12 protein-coding genes are annotated in these 14,869 nt (G+C 64.8%); 3 read left to right on the top strand and 9 right to left on the bottom strand.

Annotation, left to right across the window (positions count from 1 at the left end; translation table 11 throughout):
* Positions 1 to 107: 107 nt before the first annotated feature.
* The 5 genes from PMO31116_RS02750 to mfd all read right to left on the bottom strand — a co-directional run bounded on the left by PMO31116_RS02750 (position 108) and on the right by mfd (position 8,907).
* A complete protein-coding gene (locus PMO31116_RS02750; protein ID WP_150565345.1) occupies positions 108 to 1,133 on the bottom strand; it encodes an ornithine cyclodeaminase family protein in 1,026 nt (341 codons plus the stop codon).
* Positions 1,134 to 1,243: 110 nt separating this feature from the next.
* A complete protein-coding gene (locus PMO31116_RS02745; protein WP_150565344.1) occupies positions 1,244 to 2,272 on the bottom strand; it encodes a threonine/serine dehydratase family protein in 1,029 nt (342 codons plus the stop codon).
* A 70-nt stretch (positions 2,273 to 2,342) separates the two neighbouring features.
* Positions 2,343 to 3,629, bottom strand: a complete 1,287-nt coding sequence (locus PMO31116_RS02740; protein WP_023874581.1) for an MFS transporter — start codon at positions 3,627 to 3,629, stop codon at positions 2,343 to 2,345.
* 305 nt (positions 3,630 to 3,934) lie between these two features.
* Positions 3,935 to 5,152 carry an acetylornithine deacetylase gene (gene argE / locus PMO31116_RS02735; protein WP_025249045.1) on the bottom strand — a complete coding sequence of 406 codons (1,218 nt, stop codon included), beginning with the start codon at positions 5,150 to 5,152 and terminating at the stop codon, positions 3,935 to 3,937.
* A gap of 290 nt (positions 5,153 to 5,442) precedes the next feature.
* A complete protein-coding gene (gene mfd / locus PMO31116_RS02730; RefSeq protein WP_150565343.1) occupies positions 5,443 to 8,907 on the bottom strand; it encodes a transcription-repair coupling factor in 3,465 nt (1,154 codons plus the stop codon).
* A 109-nt stretch (positions 8,908 to 9,016) separates the two neighbouring features.
* On the opposite strand from mfd, the gene ispD reads away from it, so the two are divergent.
* Together ispD and ispF are read left to right on the top strand one after the other, a co-directional pair.
* Complete coding sequence (ispD, locus tag PMO31116_RS02725; RefSeq protein WP_150565342.1) at positions 9,017 to 9,739, top strand: 2-C-methyl-D-erythritol 4-phosphate cytidylyltransferase; 723 nt, start codon at positions 9,017 to 9,019, stop codon at positions 9,737 to 9,739.
* Positions 9,740 to 9,785: 46 nt separating this feature from the next.
* Positions 9,786 to 10,325 carry a 2-C-methyl-D-erythritol 2,4-cyclodiphosphate synthase gene (ispF, locus tag PMO31116_RS02720; protein WP_281350078.1) on the top strand — a complete coding sequence of 180 codons (540 nt, stop codon included), beginning with the start codon at positions 9,786 to 9,788 and terminating at the stop codon, positions 10,323 to 10,325.
* A gap of 240 nt (positions 10,326 to 10,565) precedes the next feature.
* Here the strand turns inward: ispF and PMO31116_RS02715 are convergent, their stop codons facing one another.
* The 4 genes from PMO31116_RS02715 to ompR form a co-directional block, all read right to left on the bottom strand.
* Positions 10,566 to 11,093 carry a carboxymuconolactone decarboxylase family protein gene (locus PMO31116_RS02715; RefSeq protein ID WP_023595690.1) on the bottom strand — a complete coding sequence of 176 codons (528 nt, stop codon included), beginning with the start codon at positions 11,091 to 11,093 and terminating at the stop codon, positions 10,566 to 10,568.
* Between the two features lie 59 nt (positions 11,094 to 11,152).
* A complete protein-coding gene (locus PMO31116_RS02710; protein WP_150565341.1) occupies positions 11,153 to 11,701 on the bottom strand; it encodes a peroxiredoxin in 549 nt (182 codons plus the stop codon).
* A gap of 234 nt (positions 11,702 to 11,935) precedes the next feature.
* Positions 11,936 to 13,276 carry an ATP-binding protein gene (locus PMO31116_RS02705; protein WP_150565340.1) on the bottom strand — a complete coding sequence of 447 codons (1,341 nt, stop codon included), beginning with the start codon at positions 13,274 to 13,276 and terminating at the stop codon, positions 11,936 to 11,938.
* A 191-nt stretch (positions 13,277 to 13,467) separates the two neighbouring features.
* Positions 13,468 to 14,193, bottom strand: a complete 726-nt coding sequence (ompR, locus tag PMO31116_RS02700) for an osmolarity response regulator transcription factor OmpR (RefSeq protein ID WP_010808867.1) — start codon at positions 14,191 to 14,193, stop codon at positions 13,468 to 13,470.
* Between the two features lie 169 nt (positions 14,194 to 14,362).
* On the opposite strand from ompR, the gene PMO31116_RS02695 reads away from it, so the two are divergent.
* Positions 14,363 to 14,683 (top strand): hypothetical protein, encoded by a 321-nt coding sequence (locus tag PMO31116_RS02695; RefSeq protein WP_246185107.1) that lies wholly within the window; start codon positions 14,363 to 14,365, stop codon positions 14,681 to 14,683.
* Positions 14,684 to 14,869: the final 186 nt, after the last annotated feature.

The raw sequence follows: 14,869 nt of genomic DNA, 5'->3' as shown, positions 1-14,869 counted from the left end.
ACGCGGCGTGCGACAGCCCCTGAAGCGACCAGAACCGGACGGATTCCGACATCGAAATCAGACGTCGGACTGCCGAACCCCGGTCGACACCTCGCGCAGTACCGGTATCAGATTGACGCGTGCGTACCTGCGCCTTCCGCCTGTGCCCGGCGGTACAGCGCGGCCGCCAGGGCGACGTCCTGCGCCCCCATGCCGAGCGATTTGAACAGCGTGACGGCCGTCGCGCCGGAGCGCCCGGCGTGCTGGCCGATGACGAGTTCACCGAGTTCGGCGAGCAGGTCTTCCGGACCGATGCGGCCCTCGGCGGCGGCGGCCAGGTAATCGCCGGACTCGTTGACGGTCGATTCGCGACGATCGACGAACAATTCGGCGCGCGCCATGAGTTCCGTGTGGGCTTCGCGATGGCGCGGCGTGCTGCTGCCGACCAGATTGACGTGCGCGCCCGGGGCGATCCATTCGGCCTGAAGGATCGGCTCGGTCGTGTTGGTAACCGTGACGACGATATCGGCGTCGTGTACCGCGGCCTCGACAGTAGCCACTGCCTCGAGGCGGAACGCGTAATTCGGCTGCTCACGATCGACGAAGGCCTGCGCCGACGCCAGCGAGCGGCTGGCCACGCGCACGTGGGTCAGCCCTCGTGCGGCGGCGAGTGCGGCGAGGTGCCAGTGCGCCTGATGGCCCGCGCCGATCAGCGCGAGCCGGGAGGCGTCGGGGCGAGCGAGCAGGTGCGTGGCGAGCCCGGTGACGGCCGCGGTGCGAATGCCGGTGATCTGCGCCGCGTTCATCACGGCAAGCAGTTCGCCCGTTTCGCCGCTCATTAACAGCACACATCCCTGGTGAGGGTCCTTGCCGAGGCGGCTGTTCTCGGGAAAGAACGTGCCGACCTTCGCGCCGTAGACAGGCATGCCGCAGGCCTCGGCGCCGAGGAAAGCGGGCATCATGCCGAGCATACCTTTGGCACCGAGGGCCTCGGGCGGGCGAATGATCTGGCGTAGCGGCAAGTGGATCTGGGCGCGCGCGAGCGCTGCGAACATGTCGGACATGACCGGAATGGCGTCGGCCACGGGCATGAGTGCGGCGATTTGCGCGGCGTCGAGGAGCAGTACGGCCGGGGAGGGGGATGTGGCGGGCATGCGGGATCCTTAAGCGCGGTCGGGGTGAACGGGCGTTCGCGGGTGGCCAAACGACGACGCGACCGTCGGGTCGCGTCTCAGGTGTCGTGCAGCGCTTGGGGCGCCGTGGCTCAACCGTTGGCCTGCGCCGCGAGTGCGGCTTCGATGTGGCGGTTGAAGGTGATGGTATCGGTGTTCGTGCCGCACAGCAGCACCCCGACGCGTTTGCCCTTGAGCGTATCGCGCAGCGGCCCCATGAGCGCGGCCGTCGCCGCGGCGCAGGCCGGTTCCACGGCGAGCTTCAACTGGCGGAACAACGTCAGCATGCCGGCGCGCATTTCGTCGTCGGTCACGGTGACCAGTTCGTCGATGTGACGGCGGCACAGCGTGTAGCTGTACAGCTCCGTATGCGGCGCCATGAGACTGTCTGCGATGCCGGTCATCGGCCCCATTTTCACCGGGCCATTGGCGGCGAAGCTCTGTGCCATGGCGTCGGCGCCGGCCGGCTCCACGCCGTACACCTTCACGTGCGGAGCGAACAGCTTGAAGGCGGTTGCGACGCCGGAGATCAGTCCGCCGCCGCCGATCGGCACGATCACGGCGTCGAGATCCGGCGCCTGTTGTGCCCACTCGTAGCCGAGCGTGGCCGTGCCGAGTACCGTACGGTAGCCGTTGAACGGATGCACGAAGTAGCGGCCTTCCTCCTGTTCGACGCGTTTGACGATGTCGAATGCCTCATGCACGTTTTCCGCGAGGATCAGGTCGGCGCCGTAGTCGCGGCACAGCGCGGAGCGTGCCGGGCTGGCAGTCTTGAGCATGACGGTCTTGGCGCCCACGCCCATCGCCTGCGCGGCGTAGGCCACGGCCACGGCGTGGTTGCCCGCGGACACGCACGTCACCCCGGCCTTGCGTTGCGCGTCGTCGAGCGCGAGCAGGTTCGAGAATGCGCCGCGGGCCTTGAACGTGCCCGATGCCTGTAGCAGCTCGTACTTGAAGGTCACACGCGTGTCGCCGAGCGTCGGGAAGTCGTTTCGGGTGAACACGGGCGTGGTGCGCACGTAAGGCTTGAGCCGCTCGTGCAGGGCGGCGATGGCGTCCTTCGTCGGCACCGGTTGGCCGTCGATGGTTTCGGCGTGCAGTTCGGGGGGCGATTGCGTCACTTGAGTTCTGTCTCCTAGGTCGTGAGGCCCGGGCGGTGGGGATACCGCCCGGGACGGCCTGCATTGCGCGTCAGCGCATGCCGAGCGAGCGGCTGCGCAGCAGCGCGGCAATGCTGATGACGGCCGCGAAAATCAGGTAGAAGCTGGGGGCGAGCTTGTTGCCCGTGGCACCGATCAACCACGTGATGATAAACGGTGCGAAGCCGCCGAACACGGTCGCGGCGATGTTGTACCCGAGCGAGAGACCCGTGGTGCGCACCTGCACCGGGAACAGCTCGGTGAGCAAGGCGGGCAGGGCACCGAAGTAGGTCGTCATGAGCAGGCCGAGCACGATCTGAAACACCATCAGCGAGCCGAACGTCGGATGCGCATCGAGATAGTGGAACATCGGGTAGACGAGAATGAGCAGCGCCACGGCGGCGCTGAGCATGGGCTTGATGCGCCCGTGCGTGTCCGACCAGTGGCCGACGATCGGGGCGACGATCAACTGCACCACCCCGGTGAGCAGCACCGCCGAGAACGCCGCCGACGACGGCAGGCCGAGTTGCTTGACGGCATACGTCGGCATGTAAAGCACCAGATAGGTCGCCACCGTGGCCATCACGACCACGCCGATGGCGAGCATCAGCCGCTCCTTCTGGCTGGCGAAGGTGTCGCGCAGCGGGCTCTGCGTCGGCTCGATGTCGAGGAACTCGGGCGTCTCGTCCAGACGGCGGCGAATGTAGTACGCCACCGGTCCGATCAGCAAACCGAAGAAGAACGGCACGCGCCATCCCCACGAGGCCATTGCTTCGGCCGACAGATTGCCGGTCAGCAGCGCGCCGAAACCGGCGGCAAGCAACGTGGTGAGACCCTGCGAGGCGACCTGCCAGCTCGAGAAGAAGCCGCGGCGCTGCGGCGCGTGCTCGGCCAGGAACGCCGTCGCGCTGCCGAATTCGCCACCCGCCGAGAAGCCCTGCACCATGCGGGCGATGACGATGCCCACCGGCGCGAGCACGCCGATCGACGCATACGTCGGCATCACCGCGATGAGCAGCGTGCCGACCATCATCAGCAGAATCGAGAGTGTGAGGGCGGCCTTGCGTCCCGCACGGTCGGCGTATGCGCCGATCACGATGGCGCCCAGCGGCCGCATGAAAAACGACACACCGAACGTGCCGAGGGTGAGCAGCAGTGAAATCGTATCGTTGCCGGTCGGGAAGAACAGCTTCGCGATCGTGACGGCAAAGAAGCCGTACACCACCAGGTCGAACCATTCGAGCGCGTTACCGATGGAGGCCGATACGATCACACGCCATGCGTGCGGGGAAGTGCGGGCGGACGAGGCCGTCGCGTTGGGGGCTGCGCTTGCGCTCATGGGCGAGATCTCCAATACCTGTCTGGCGTAGGTGCTTGTTATGTGATTGTTATGCTGCGAATGGATGTCCTGTGCGCCTTTGCGTGAGGCGTCTGGTACTGCCTTGCCTGGTGCCTGATACGTGCTGCGTAGTGCGTGATGCGTAGGGCGTAGTGCGTGATGCGTGATGCCTGTCTCGTGAAGCGGTGCCGCCATGGGAAAGGGCCGCATCCCGCAAGCGGAATACGGCCCGGCAACACGTACGCGACGTAGGGCCTGCGGGTGCTGCCGGGCGGTGCAATGCGCACGCTCGGCCGCACGAGGTGTCAGGCGCCGACGGTATTGCTTCGAATCAGCTTGTGCAGGAACGACTCGCACTGGGCGATTTGTTCGAGCGAGACGAATTCGTTGGGCTTGTGCGCCTGTTCGATGTTGCCCGGGCCGCACACGATCGACGGCACGCCGGCCCGTTGGAACTGACCGGCCTCGGTGCCGTAGGCGACCTTGCGCTTGTCGGCGTCCTTGGTGAGGGCGCGCACGAGTTGCGTGATGGCGTCCTGCTCGGAGGCGTCGAGCGCCGGCGCGGCGGCGATCTTCTTGAACTCGATGCCGGCGTTCGGGTGTTCCTTCTGCATCTTCGGCACGAGTTCGTCCATCGCGTATTGCTGGATGCGCTGGAAAATGCCTTCGGCGTCGACACCCGGCAGGTTGCGGTACTCGAAAACGAATTCGCACAGCGCCGGAATCGTGTTCAGGGCGATGCCGCCGGAGATCGTGCCCGTCTGCGCCGTGGTGAACGGCACGTCGAACAGCTCGTCGAACGGACCGTTCTGCTTGAAGTGGTCGGCCAGATCGCGGATGTAGCAAATCAGGCGCGCGGCGTACTCGATGGCGTTCGAACCCTTCGGGGTGAGCGAGGAGTGCGCGGCGTGGCCTCGCACGCAGCACTGATAGGCGTTGATGCCCTTGTGCGCGACGATCACCCGCATGCTCGTCGGCTCGCCGACGATGCAGCCGTCCGGACGAATGCCGCGCTCGCGCAATTCCGCAAGCATGACCGGTGCGCCCACGCAGCCGATTTCCTCGTCGTAAGAAAACGCGAAATGGAACGGCGTCTTGAGTTTGGCGTCGCGCATTTCGGGCAGCAGGGTCATGACCGAGCCGATGAAGCCCTTCATGTCGCAGGTGCCGCGACCGTAGAGGTTGCCGTCGCGCACGACTGGCTTGAACGGATCCGTGTCCCACGGCTGGCCGTCGACGGGCACCACGTCGGTGTGGCCGGAGAGCACAATGCCCCCCTGGGTATTGCCATCGGCCGCAGGCAGCGTGACGAACAGGTTGGCCTTGCGCTGGGTGGCGTCGTACGACAGCCACGGCTCGACGCCGGCCTGCTGGAGGCTGTCGCGTACCGTCTCGATCAGGCCGAGGTTCGATTCGCGGCTGGTGGTGTCGATACTGACCAGCTTCTTGATCCAGTCGAGCGATGCCGGTTCGGTCTCGGGAGTAGCCTGAGCCGCAACGGCTTGGGGGGAAGCGCTTGTCATTCGAATCTCCGTGAATCTTCCAGTCTTTCGTGCAACACGCGTAATGCGCATCGATACCGGGAAATCTTACTCAAAAATAATTTAGAGGTAAAAGGTTGTGCGAACAACCATTCTTGCCTCGCGGGAATCGGCGGGTCGACACGGACGTCGTGCGGACCCGCCTGAGAGGAAAGGCGGTGAAATTGCTGCAGCGCACACCGTTTCGCGGCCGGAAGCGACACGTCGGTGCGCACGCGGCCGGTCGACAACGCGGTATGGTGCGCCGGCGATTTTCGTCGTCATCGCGCCCGTCAGGCGGCCCTTGCACTGGGGGAGCCCAGCGCGCGCAAGGTCTCCTTGATGGCACGTACGCGATCGGTCAGTTGCGCGTGCTTGACCTCGATGCGCAGCTTGTCCTGGCCGGCGAGCTTGATGTGGCGATGCTTTTGGACCAGTTCGATGATGCGCATCGGATCGACGGCGGGCGTGGGCTCGAATTGCAGCGCGATGGCTTCCTCGCTCGCATCGATCTTGAGAATGCCGAGCGGTTTGGCCAGCAGCCGGAGGCGGTGCGTCTCGATGAGTGCCTGGGCCTGCTGCGGCAACTTGCCGAAGCGGTCGACGAGCTCTTCCTGGATGGTGTCGATGGCGTCGGGCTGCGTTCCGTTGGCCAGGCGCTTGTAGAGCGAGAGGCGCTCCTGCACGTCGCCGCAGAAGTCGCTAGGCAGAATGGCCGGTACGTGCAGATTGATCTCGGTGGTGGCGGCCAGCGGCGCGGTGAGGTCGGGTTCGCGCCCGGCCTTCAACGCGCTCACGGCGTCGGCCAGCATGTCGGTGTAGAGCTGGAAGCCGATCTCGTGAATCTCGCCGGACTGCTTGTCGCCGAGTACTTCGCCCGCGCCGCGAATTTCCAGATCGTGCATGGCGAGGTAGAAGCCCGCGCCCAACTCTTCCATTTGCTGAATCGCTTCGAGACGTCGCTGGGCCTGTTTCGTGAGCGACTTCGGATCGTGCACGAGCAGATAGGCATAGGCCTGATGGTGCGAGCGTCCGACGCGTCCGCGAAGCTGGTGCAGCTGTGCGAGGCCGAATTTGTCGGCGCGATGCATCAGTATCGTGTTGGCGGTCGGTACGTCGATGCCGGTCTCGATGATGGTCGTGCACAGCAGCACGTTGGCCCGTTGCGTCACGAAGTCGCGCATCACGCGTTCGAGATCGCGCTCGTGCATTTGGCCGTGCGCGACGACGATGCGCGCTTCCGGCACGAGGGCTTCGAGCTGGGCCTTGCGGTTTTCGATCGTCTCCACCTCGTTGTGAAGGAAGTACACCTGCCCGCCGCGCTTGAGCTCGCGCAGCATGGCTTCGCGAATGACGCCGTCTTCCTCGCGGCGCACGAACGTCTTGATCGCGAGCCGCTTCTGCGGCGCGGTGGCGATGACGGAGAAGTCGCGCAGACCCTCGAGCGCCATGCCCAGCGTGCGCGGGATCGGCGTGGCGGTGAGGGTGAGCATGTCGACCTCGGCACGCAGCGCCTTGAGCGCTTCCTTCTGGCGCACGCCGAACCGGTGTTCCTCATCGATGATGACCAGCCCCAGTCGCTGGAACTGAATGTCGTTCGAGAGCAGCTTGTGCGTGCCGATCACGATGTCGACCTGGCCTTCGTTGATCGCCTTCACGCTGGCGTTGACTTCCTTTGCCGTCTTGAACCGGGAGAGCTCCGCGATGCGCACGGGCCAGTCGGCAAATCGGTCGGAGAAGGTCTGCGCATGCTGTTCGGCGAGCAGCGTGGTCGGCGCGAGCAGGGCGACCTGCTTGCCGTCGAGCACGGCGATGAATGCCGCGCGCAAGGCCACCTCGGTCTTGCCGAAGCCCACGTCGCCGCACACCAGGCGATCCATCGGTCGGCCGCTTGTCATGTCGCTCATCACGGCCGCGATGGCAGCGGCCTGGTCCGGCGTTTCCTCGAAGCCGAAACTGTCGGCGAATTTCTCGTAGTCGCGCGGCGAGAGCTGGAAGGCGTAGCCCGAGCGCGCCGCGCGACGGGCATACAGGTTGAGCAGTTCTGCCGCCGTGTCGCGAATCTGCTGCGCCGCCTTGCGCTTTGCCTTTTCCCACTGTCCCGAGCCGAGCGAATGCAAGGGCGCCGTGTCGGGATCGGCGCCGCTGTAGCGCGAGATCAGATGCAGCTGCGAGACGGGCACGTACAGCTTGCTCTCGCCCGAGTATTCGAGATGCAGGAACTCGGTCTCCCCTTCGCCGAGGTCCATGCTCACGAGGCCCTGGTAGCGCCCGATGCCATGCTGGCTGTGCACTACCGGGTCGCCGACCTTGAGCTCGGCGAGATCGCGCACCATCGAGTCGACGGACGTCGCCTGCTCCTGACGGCGCTTGCCGGCGCGGCGCGCGAGACCTTCGTAAAGCTCGTTTTCGGTGATGAACGCGAGATCCTCGGTCGGCAGCAGGAAGCCGGCGGCCAGCGGCGCGACGCCGATGGCGAAGCGGGCGTCGGACGTCAGAAAATCCTCAAGCGATTCGACCGATACGGGACGCAGATCGTGGTCGTGCAACAGTTGCAGCAGCGTCTCCCGGCGCCCGGCCGAATCGGCGCACAGCAGCACGCGCGCGGGCGTGCGAGCCAGATACGCGCGCAGCGCGGCGAGCGGGTCGTCGGCGCGACGGTTGATCGCCAGCGGCGGCAGCGCCATGGCCCAACTGCCGTCGCCCGGCGTGGGCAGTGTCAGGCGCGCGAAGGGCTTGGCGAGCGCGAAGAAGTCCTGGTCGAGCAGGAACAGTTGCTCGGGCGGCAGCACCGGCCGCTCCCGATCGTGCGACAGAAAGTTGTAGCGCTGTCGTGTGTCGTTCCAGAAGCGGGTTATCGCCGCGTCGAGGTCGCCCACGAACACGAGCTGCGCGTCGGCCGGCAGATAGTGAAAGAGGGTGGCCGTCTCGTCGAAGAACAGCGGCAGGTAATACTCGATGCCCGCGGAAGGCACACCGCTGCCGATGTCCTTGTAGATCGGACTGCGGCTCGGATCGCCCTCGAACACCTCGCGCCAGCGACCGCGAAACGCGGTACGCGACGGTTCGTCGAACGGAAACTCGCGCCCGGGCAGCAAGCGCACTTCCTTGACCGGATACAGGCTGCGCTGCGTGTCGGGATCGAAGGCGCGGATGCTGTCGACGGTGTCGTCGAACAGGTCGAGGCGGTAGGGGAGTGCGGACCCCATCGGGAAGAGATCGATCAGGCCGCCGCGCACGCAGTATTCGCCTGGGCGCATCACCTGACTGACGTGCTCGTAACCCGCGAGCGTGAGTTGCGACTTCAGCCGTGCTTCGTCGAGTCGCTCGCCCTGCGTGAAGAAGAACGTATACGCCGCCATGAAGCTCGCCGGGGCCATGCGATAAAGCGCCGTGGTGGCGGGCACGAGCACGATGTCGCAACGCTTCTCCCCGAGGTCGTGCAGCGTGGCGAGGCGCTCGGAGACCAGGTCCTGGTGCGGCGAGAACGTGTCGTACGGTAGCGTCTCCCAGTCGGGCAGCAGGCGTACGCGCAGATCGGGTGCGCACCATTTGAGTTCCTGCTGCAGGCGCAGGGCGTCGGTGGCCTGTGCGCAGATCACCGCCAGCAACGGCAGGCGCTCGCGGTTGTCCTCGAAATAGCGGGCGATGAGCAGGGCGTCGCTCGACGCGTGCGATCCGGCGAAGGCGTAACGCTGTCCCGCTTTCACGAGCGGCACGGGCGCGACAGTACGGGCTAGGGCGTTGGCGGATGACATAGGAAAAGCGTTGCAGAAATGGCAAAGCACGGGGCTCCATTCGCATGGGGCCCCGTGACAGTCAGCGACTATTATAAAATCCCTGCTTTACCCTTACCTGCGTTTTATCGTGAGCGACCGACTTTTTGCCGTCATTCCCTGTGCCGGGGCTGGCGTGCGCGCCGGGGCCGACGTGCCCAAGCAATACCGAAGCGTTGGCGGACGGGCGATGCTTCACTATGCGCTCGCCGCGTTCGACGCCTGTTCCGAGTTCGCTCAGACGGTGCTGGTGCTCGCGCCTGATGACAATCACTTCGACGGGCGGCGCTTCGGTCCGCTGCGTTTTGCCGTGCGTCGCTGCGGAGGCCCGTCGCGGCATGCGTCGGTGCTCGGCGGCCTTCAGGCGCTCACGGAGTTCGGGGCGCAGGACAGCGACTGGGTGCTCGTGCACGATGCCGCGCGCCCGGGCATCACGCCCGCGCTGATCCGCGCGCTGGTCGAGGCGCTGCGCGACGATCCCGTTGGTGGCATTCTCGCGCTGCCGGTCGCCGATACGCTCAAGCGCGAGGTGGCGTCCGGCGCGAAGGACGAGCTGGTGGCCGTTGCGGCGACCGAGTCGCGCGATGGCCTCTGGCAGGCGCAAACGCCGCAAATGTTCCGTCTGGGCATGCTGCGCCACGCGCTCGAGGACGCGCTTGCCGCCGGCGCGGAAGTGACCGACGAAGCCAGCGCCATCGAGCGCATGGGCCACGCACCCAAGCTGGTTCGCGGCAGCCTGCGCAACTTCAAGGTCACTTATCCCGAAGACTTCGCATTGGCCGAGGCATTTCTCGGCGCGGTCCGGTCGGCCTGAGCGCCTCCGATTCGACACCTCGATTTTTCGCATTTGGCGACTCTCCATGACTGAACAAGCCGGTTCCTCTTCCTCGCTCGCCGCGCTCGGCGCGCTCGGCGCGCTATCCAAACTCCGCATCGGCCAGGGCTATGACGTTCATGCGCTTGTGCCGGGCCGCCCGCTCGTAATGGGCGGCGTCACGATTCCGTTTGATCGCGGACTGCTTGGCCACTCGGACGCCGACGTGCTGCTGCACGCCATTACCGATGCCGTGCTGGGCGCCGCCGCGCTCGGCGACATCGGCCGCCATTTCCCCGATACCGATCCGACATTCAAGGGCGCGAACAGCGTGGTGTTGCTCAAGGAAGCCATGCGGCGCGTGCGCGAGCACGGTTACGAACTGGTCAACGTCGATTGCACGGTCATCGCGCAGGCGCCGAAACTCGCGCCGCACATCGCTGCGATGACGCAGTCCATTGCCGACGCGCTCGGCATTGCCGTCGGTCAGGTCAACGTGAAGGCCAAGACAAACGAGAAGCTCGGGTATCTGGGGCGTCAGGAGGGGATCGAGGCGCAGGCGGCCGCATTGCTCATCGCACCGTGAGCGTTGAACACGCCAGAAGGTGATGATCGCGCAACGCGCCGGCTTCATGCCGAGGCACGCGGTCCCGTGGATCGCAACGTCGGGATGTGATAATCCGCAAGATGTGAAAACGGCGCTACCGGGCTGCTCCCGGTAGCGCCGATTTTTTTTGCGCCGCGTCTGACGGCCCGGGCCGTCAGACGATCAGGCCGTCGACGTGTCCTCGACACGACGCGGCACGACCTTGGTAATGCCCGGAAATCAGGCAGCCTCGGCGCTGAGCACCTGCGCCGCAGCGTTGATGACGGCGGCGATACGACCGACGTCGCGCAACTGGGCGGTGCTCATCTTGTGCTCGTTGACGAGCAACGCCGCGTGCGACTGCACGCAGAAGTGGCACTTGCCGACGATGGACGCGGCCAGCGCGTACATTTCGAAACGGCGCTGGTCGACGCCACCGCGCGTGGCATAGCCGTTCATGCGCAGTTGGGCCTTCTCGTTCTTGAGCTCGGCGTTGTCGGCCATCTCGAGATACGGATACCAGGTGTTGTTCATGCCCATGAGCGCGGCTGCGGTCAACGCGCCTTCGAGCTCTTCCGGGGCCAGCACGCCGGCTTCGCGAATCGCCTTGACGATCGGCTGGCTCTTGGCGGCGAAAGCGGCGGCGAGCGCCACCCCCACGGCGTCGTTGCCTTCCAGCGAGGAGCGGACGATGGTGCCGTCGAGGTTCAGGCGAATGTCCTTGGCGTAGTCAGGGATCTGGGCCTTAATCGCGGTGATGAATTCCATAAATTTCTCCTATTGCTTGGGGCTGAAAAAGCCCGCTCACGCGGGCTTCAAGACGACGCTTACAGCGTTGCACCGCCAACGGCACGGTTGCACGGGCAGAGTTCGTCCGTTTGCAGACCGTCCAGAATACGCAGCACTTCTTCCGGGTTGCGGCCGACGTTCAGGTTGTTCACCGAAACGTGCTGGATGACGTTGTCCGGGTCAACGATGAACGTTGCACGCAGGGCCACGCCGGCAGTCTTGTCGCGCACGCCGAGCTGGTCGATCAGCGAGCCGGTCGTGTCGCCGAACGAGTAGTGGTTCAGCTTGTTAAGATCCTTGTGCTCACGGCGCCATGCGAGCTTCACGAATTCGTTGTCGCCCGAGCCGCCCATCAGCACGGCGTCGCGGTCTGCGAAGTCGTTCGCGAGCTTGCCGAATTCAACGATTTCGGTCGGGCAAACGAACGTGAAATCCTTCGGGTAGAAGTAAATGACTTTCCACTTGCCCGGGAACGAGGCTTCGGTGATCGTTTCGAAAGCCGACACGCCGTTTTCTTCGTGGTTGTTGAAACCGGGCTTGGCAGCTTCGACCGAGAACGCTTCGAGTTTGTCGCCGACAGTCTTCATCGATTACTCCTAAATTAGTGCGGTTTATGTCGAGATATCGCGGGGGACATCGCAACTGGCAACTGACCGGAATCTCACGATTCCGGTCAACCAAAGCAGTATACGCTATCGACGGATCGATCGCAATAGTTAATTTTTATGCGGGGGATAGTTAAATCAAATCCCGTCGACAGGATTTTGCGCGACCCGTGCGGGGCAAGCCTTGAGCATAGCCAAATTTCGGCAAGACATCATCTATTTAGCAAGCGGAAATGACACGATGATTTCAAGGCCGGTACCCGGCCGGACGTTGCGCAGCGTGGCGAGGCCCTTGTAGCGGCTGGCGATGCGCTGGACGATGGCCATGCCCAGCCCCGTGCCGTCGGCTTTCGTGCGGGCGGTGTCCACGCGATAGAACGGACGGAACACCAGCCCCAGTTGTTCCTCGGGAATCCCGGGTCCGGTGTCGCGCACGCGCATTTCGACGCGCTCGCCGATTACGCGCGTGGAGATGTGGACGTTGGCGATATCGGTCTGTTCATCGCGTCCGTACTTTCGAGCGTTCTCGATCAGGTTCGTGAGCAGGCGCTTGAGGTCGGTGCGTTCGGCGAGCACGGGGGCGCTGTCGGCCAGATCGGTGGTCAGGCTCAGATCCTCGCGGCCTTCAAAGGCGGATGCCGTCTCACGGGCGATGTCGGACAAATCGAGCGACTGCATCGTGCGAGAGGCGGGGCGTGCGTAATCGAGGAAGCGGCCGATGATCTCGTCCATCTGTTCGATGTCGCTGATCATGTCTCGTTTGACGGACTCCTCGGACGGGCTCATTTCGGTTTCCAGCCGCAGTCGGGCCAGCGGCGTTCGCAGGTCGTGCGAGATGCCGGCGAGCATCAGCGCGCGATCCGCTTCCAGGCGCTCGAGCTCCTGCACCATCTGGTTGAAGCTGCGATTGGCCTCGGCGGCCTCGCCCATGCCGCGCTCGGGCAGCGGGTCCGGACGGTGTCCCTCGCCGATGGCGCGCGCCGCGTGCGCCAGTCGCGCGAACGGACGGTTCACGAGTGCCGTGATGAACGCCGCGCCAATGAGCGAAAGCGCAAGCGCAAAGGTGCCCCAACTGAAGAGTTGAAGTCCGGTGGCCGTGTCGATCCGGTCTTGCTCGATGGCGACCCAATAGTCATCCTCGTCGATCTTGAAGCTGATCCACATGGCGGGGATTTCATTGACCGACGCGGCGATGACCGTGTCGGTGCCCAGGCGTCGCTGAACGTCGCGCACGATCAGGTCCTGCACCACGCCGCCGGGCTGCTTCTCGATCTTGTCGGCGGGCTCGCGCGGATATACGCGAATGCCCTCATTGCTCTCGAGATCCTGTAGAAGCGCCCGGCGCAAATCGGGCTCGGAGTAGAGGAGGGCGGTGCGCGTGAGTTTGACGATCGACACGAGCTGTTGCGCGACGCGCTGCGCGCGAGGCTCGCGCTCGATCACGCGAAAGCTCTGATACCAGGCGGCGAGGCTCACGCCGATGAGCAGGGCGATGAGAAAAAAGGTACGCCAGAACAGACCGCCGAACAGCCCGCGTACCATCCGGATCGGATGCATGGGGTTGCTCCGCTAATGCGTGATTCGGACCTGTCGACAGTTCCCGGGGGCGCGACGGCACAAGTGCGTGCGCGCGCCCGGGAGAGACGGATGCGGCATGTCATCGGCCGGCATTGGACCATGCACAACGCCGGTGCGCGCGAGACTCGCGACCGGCGTTGTTTTACGGCGCGAGACGTGAGCGGGGACGATCACGCGCCGCCGTCCGGAATGAACACGTACCCGAGACCCCAAACGGTCTGAATGAAGCGCGGGCTGCCCGGGTCCGGCTCGATGAGTTTGCGCAGACGGGAAATCTGCACGTCGAGGCTGCGATCAAAGACTTCGTATTCGCGTCCGCGGGCGAGCTCCATGAGTTTTTCGCGCGAGAGCGGCTGGCGCGGATGACGCGCAAAAACCTTCAGCACCGAGAATTCGCCGGTCGTGAGGGCGATTTCCTGTCCGTTCTTGGTGAGCGTGCGTGTGGCCAGGTTCAGGGCGAAGTCGCCGAACTCGAACGTCTCCATGGTTTCGCTGGGCGCACCGGGGAGTTCGGGCGGCGCCTGGCGGCGCAGCACGGCGTGGATACGGGCGACGAGTTCGCGCGGGTTGAAGGGTTTGGGCAGGTAATCGTCCGCGCCCATCTCGAGTCCGACGATACGGTCGACATCCTCGCCTTTGGCCGTTAACATGATGATCGGCGTGCGGTCATTGGCGCCACGCAGACGGCGACAAATCGAAAGACCGTCTTCACCGGGGAGCATCAGGTCCAGCACGAGCAGATCGAAACGCTCGCGCACCCAAAGCTTGTTCATGGCCGTCGCATTTTCAGCCACGAAGACATTGAAACCCTGTTCCCCGAGGTAACGACGCAGCAGGTCGCGCAGGCGCGGATCGTCGTCGACAACCAGAATTTTGGGAGAGTTTTTGTTTTCCATGCCACGTATCTTAGCCCGAAATGTTGCGAACTGAGGAGGCCGCCAAAGCGGGTTACAAAGGGTTACACAATTTACCCTACGGCTTGTGCGCTGACCATAGGCAATGGGTACACTTGCACGCCTGCCAGGGCGAAAACCTGTCGTACGGCATGAAGGACACACGCACAAGATGAGATGGGCTGCTGAGTTGACGCTACTGTTCGGGGGAATCATGCTCTGGGGACACCTGGGCGTGACGTATGCCCGTCCCGTCCCCCATTTCAGTGCGCAATCCCATGGCAGCAGTGCGGCCCGGGTGCAGCACTCGGCGCCGGCCCAACGCAACGGCGGCAAGGCCGCCCCGGCGAGCGACGCCGCCGCCGAGCGCCGTGGGGATGAACTGCCCAACCCGCCGCCGGGCCGTCGCCCCAACGGCCACATGTCGGCAGATGATCGCCGTCTGCTACGCCAGCATATTCAGGACGCCGTTCGCGAGCTCTACAGTCACTAGCCGACAGACGGCGCGTGCGCCGACACATCGCCGACGACATGCGCCCATCGCTTCTTACCCAAACGCCACTGATGTCACTTTGACGCGAGCGTCCCATGAAGCCGAATCGAAATCCGCCAGCCTCTGCCGACGCTGGCTTTTTTTGTGCTCGCCGCCTGCCCCCCGGGGCGTCGATGCTGGCGCGCC

This window comes from Pandoraea morbifera, from assembly GCF_902459575.1.
In the GTDB taxonomy this organism is placed as follows: domain Bacteria; phylum Pseudomonadota; class Gammaproteobacteria; order Burkholderiales; family Burkholderiaceae; genus Pandoraea; species Pandoraea morbifera.
This window is presented reverse-complemented; position numbering and strand designations above follow the sequence as displayed.

What these genes read in the sequence shown, in the direction of transcription:
- ispF (WP_281350078.1), top strand. Translation starts at nt 9,786, where the DNA reads ATGACTGAACAAGCCGGTTCCTCTTCCTCGCTCGCCGCGCTCGGCGCG.
- mfd (WP_150565343.1), bottom strand. Translation starts at nt 8,907, where the DNA reads ATGTCATCCGCCAACGCCCTAGCCCGTACTGTCGCGCCCGTGCCGCTC.
- PMO31116_RS02740 (WP_023874581.1), bottom strand. Translation starts at nt 3,629, where the DNA reads ATGAGCGCAAGCGCAGCCCCCAACGCGACGGCCTCGTCCGCCCGCACT.
- argE (WP_025249045.1), bottom strand. Translation starts at nt 5,152, where the DNA reads ATGACAAGCGCTTCCCCCCAAGCCGTTGCGGCTCAGGCTACTCCCGAG.
- PMO31116_RS02715 (WP_023595690.1), bottom strand. Translation starts at nt 11,093, where the DNA reads ATGGAATTCATCACCGCGATTAAGGCCCAGATCCCTGACTACGCCAAG.
- PMO31116_RS02750 (WP_150565345.1), bottom strand. Translation starts at nt 1,133, where the DNA reads ATGCCCGCCACATCCCCCTCCCCGGCCGTACTGCTCCTCGACGCCGCG.
- PMO31116_RS02695 (WP_246185107.1), top strand. Translation starts at nt 14,363, where the DNA reads ATGAGATGGGCTGCTGAGTTGACGCTACTGTTCGGGGGAATCATGCTC.
- PMO31116_RS02710 (WP_150565341.1), bottom strand. Translation starts at nt 11,701, where the DNA reads ATGAAGACTGTCGGCGACAAACTCGAAGCGTTCTCGGTCGAAGCTGCC.
- ompR (WP_010808867.1), bottom strand. Translation starts at nt 14,193, where the DNA reads ATGGAAAACAAAAACTCTCCCAAAATTCTGGTTGTCGACGACGATCCG.
- PMO31116_RS02705 (WP_150565340.1), bottom strand. Translation starts at nt 13,276, where the DNA reads ATGCATCCGATCCGGATGGTACGCGGGCTGTTCGGCGGTCTGTTCTGG.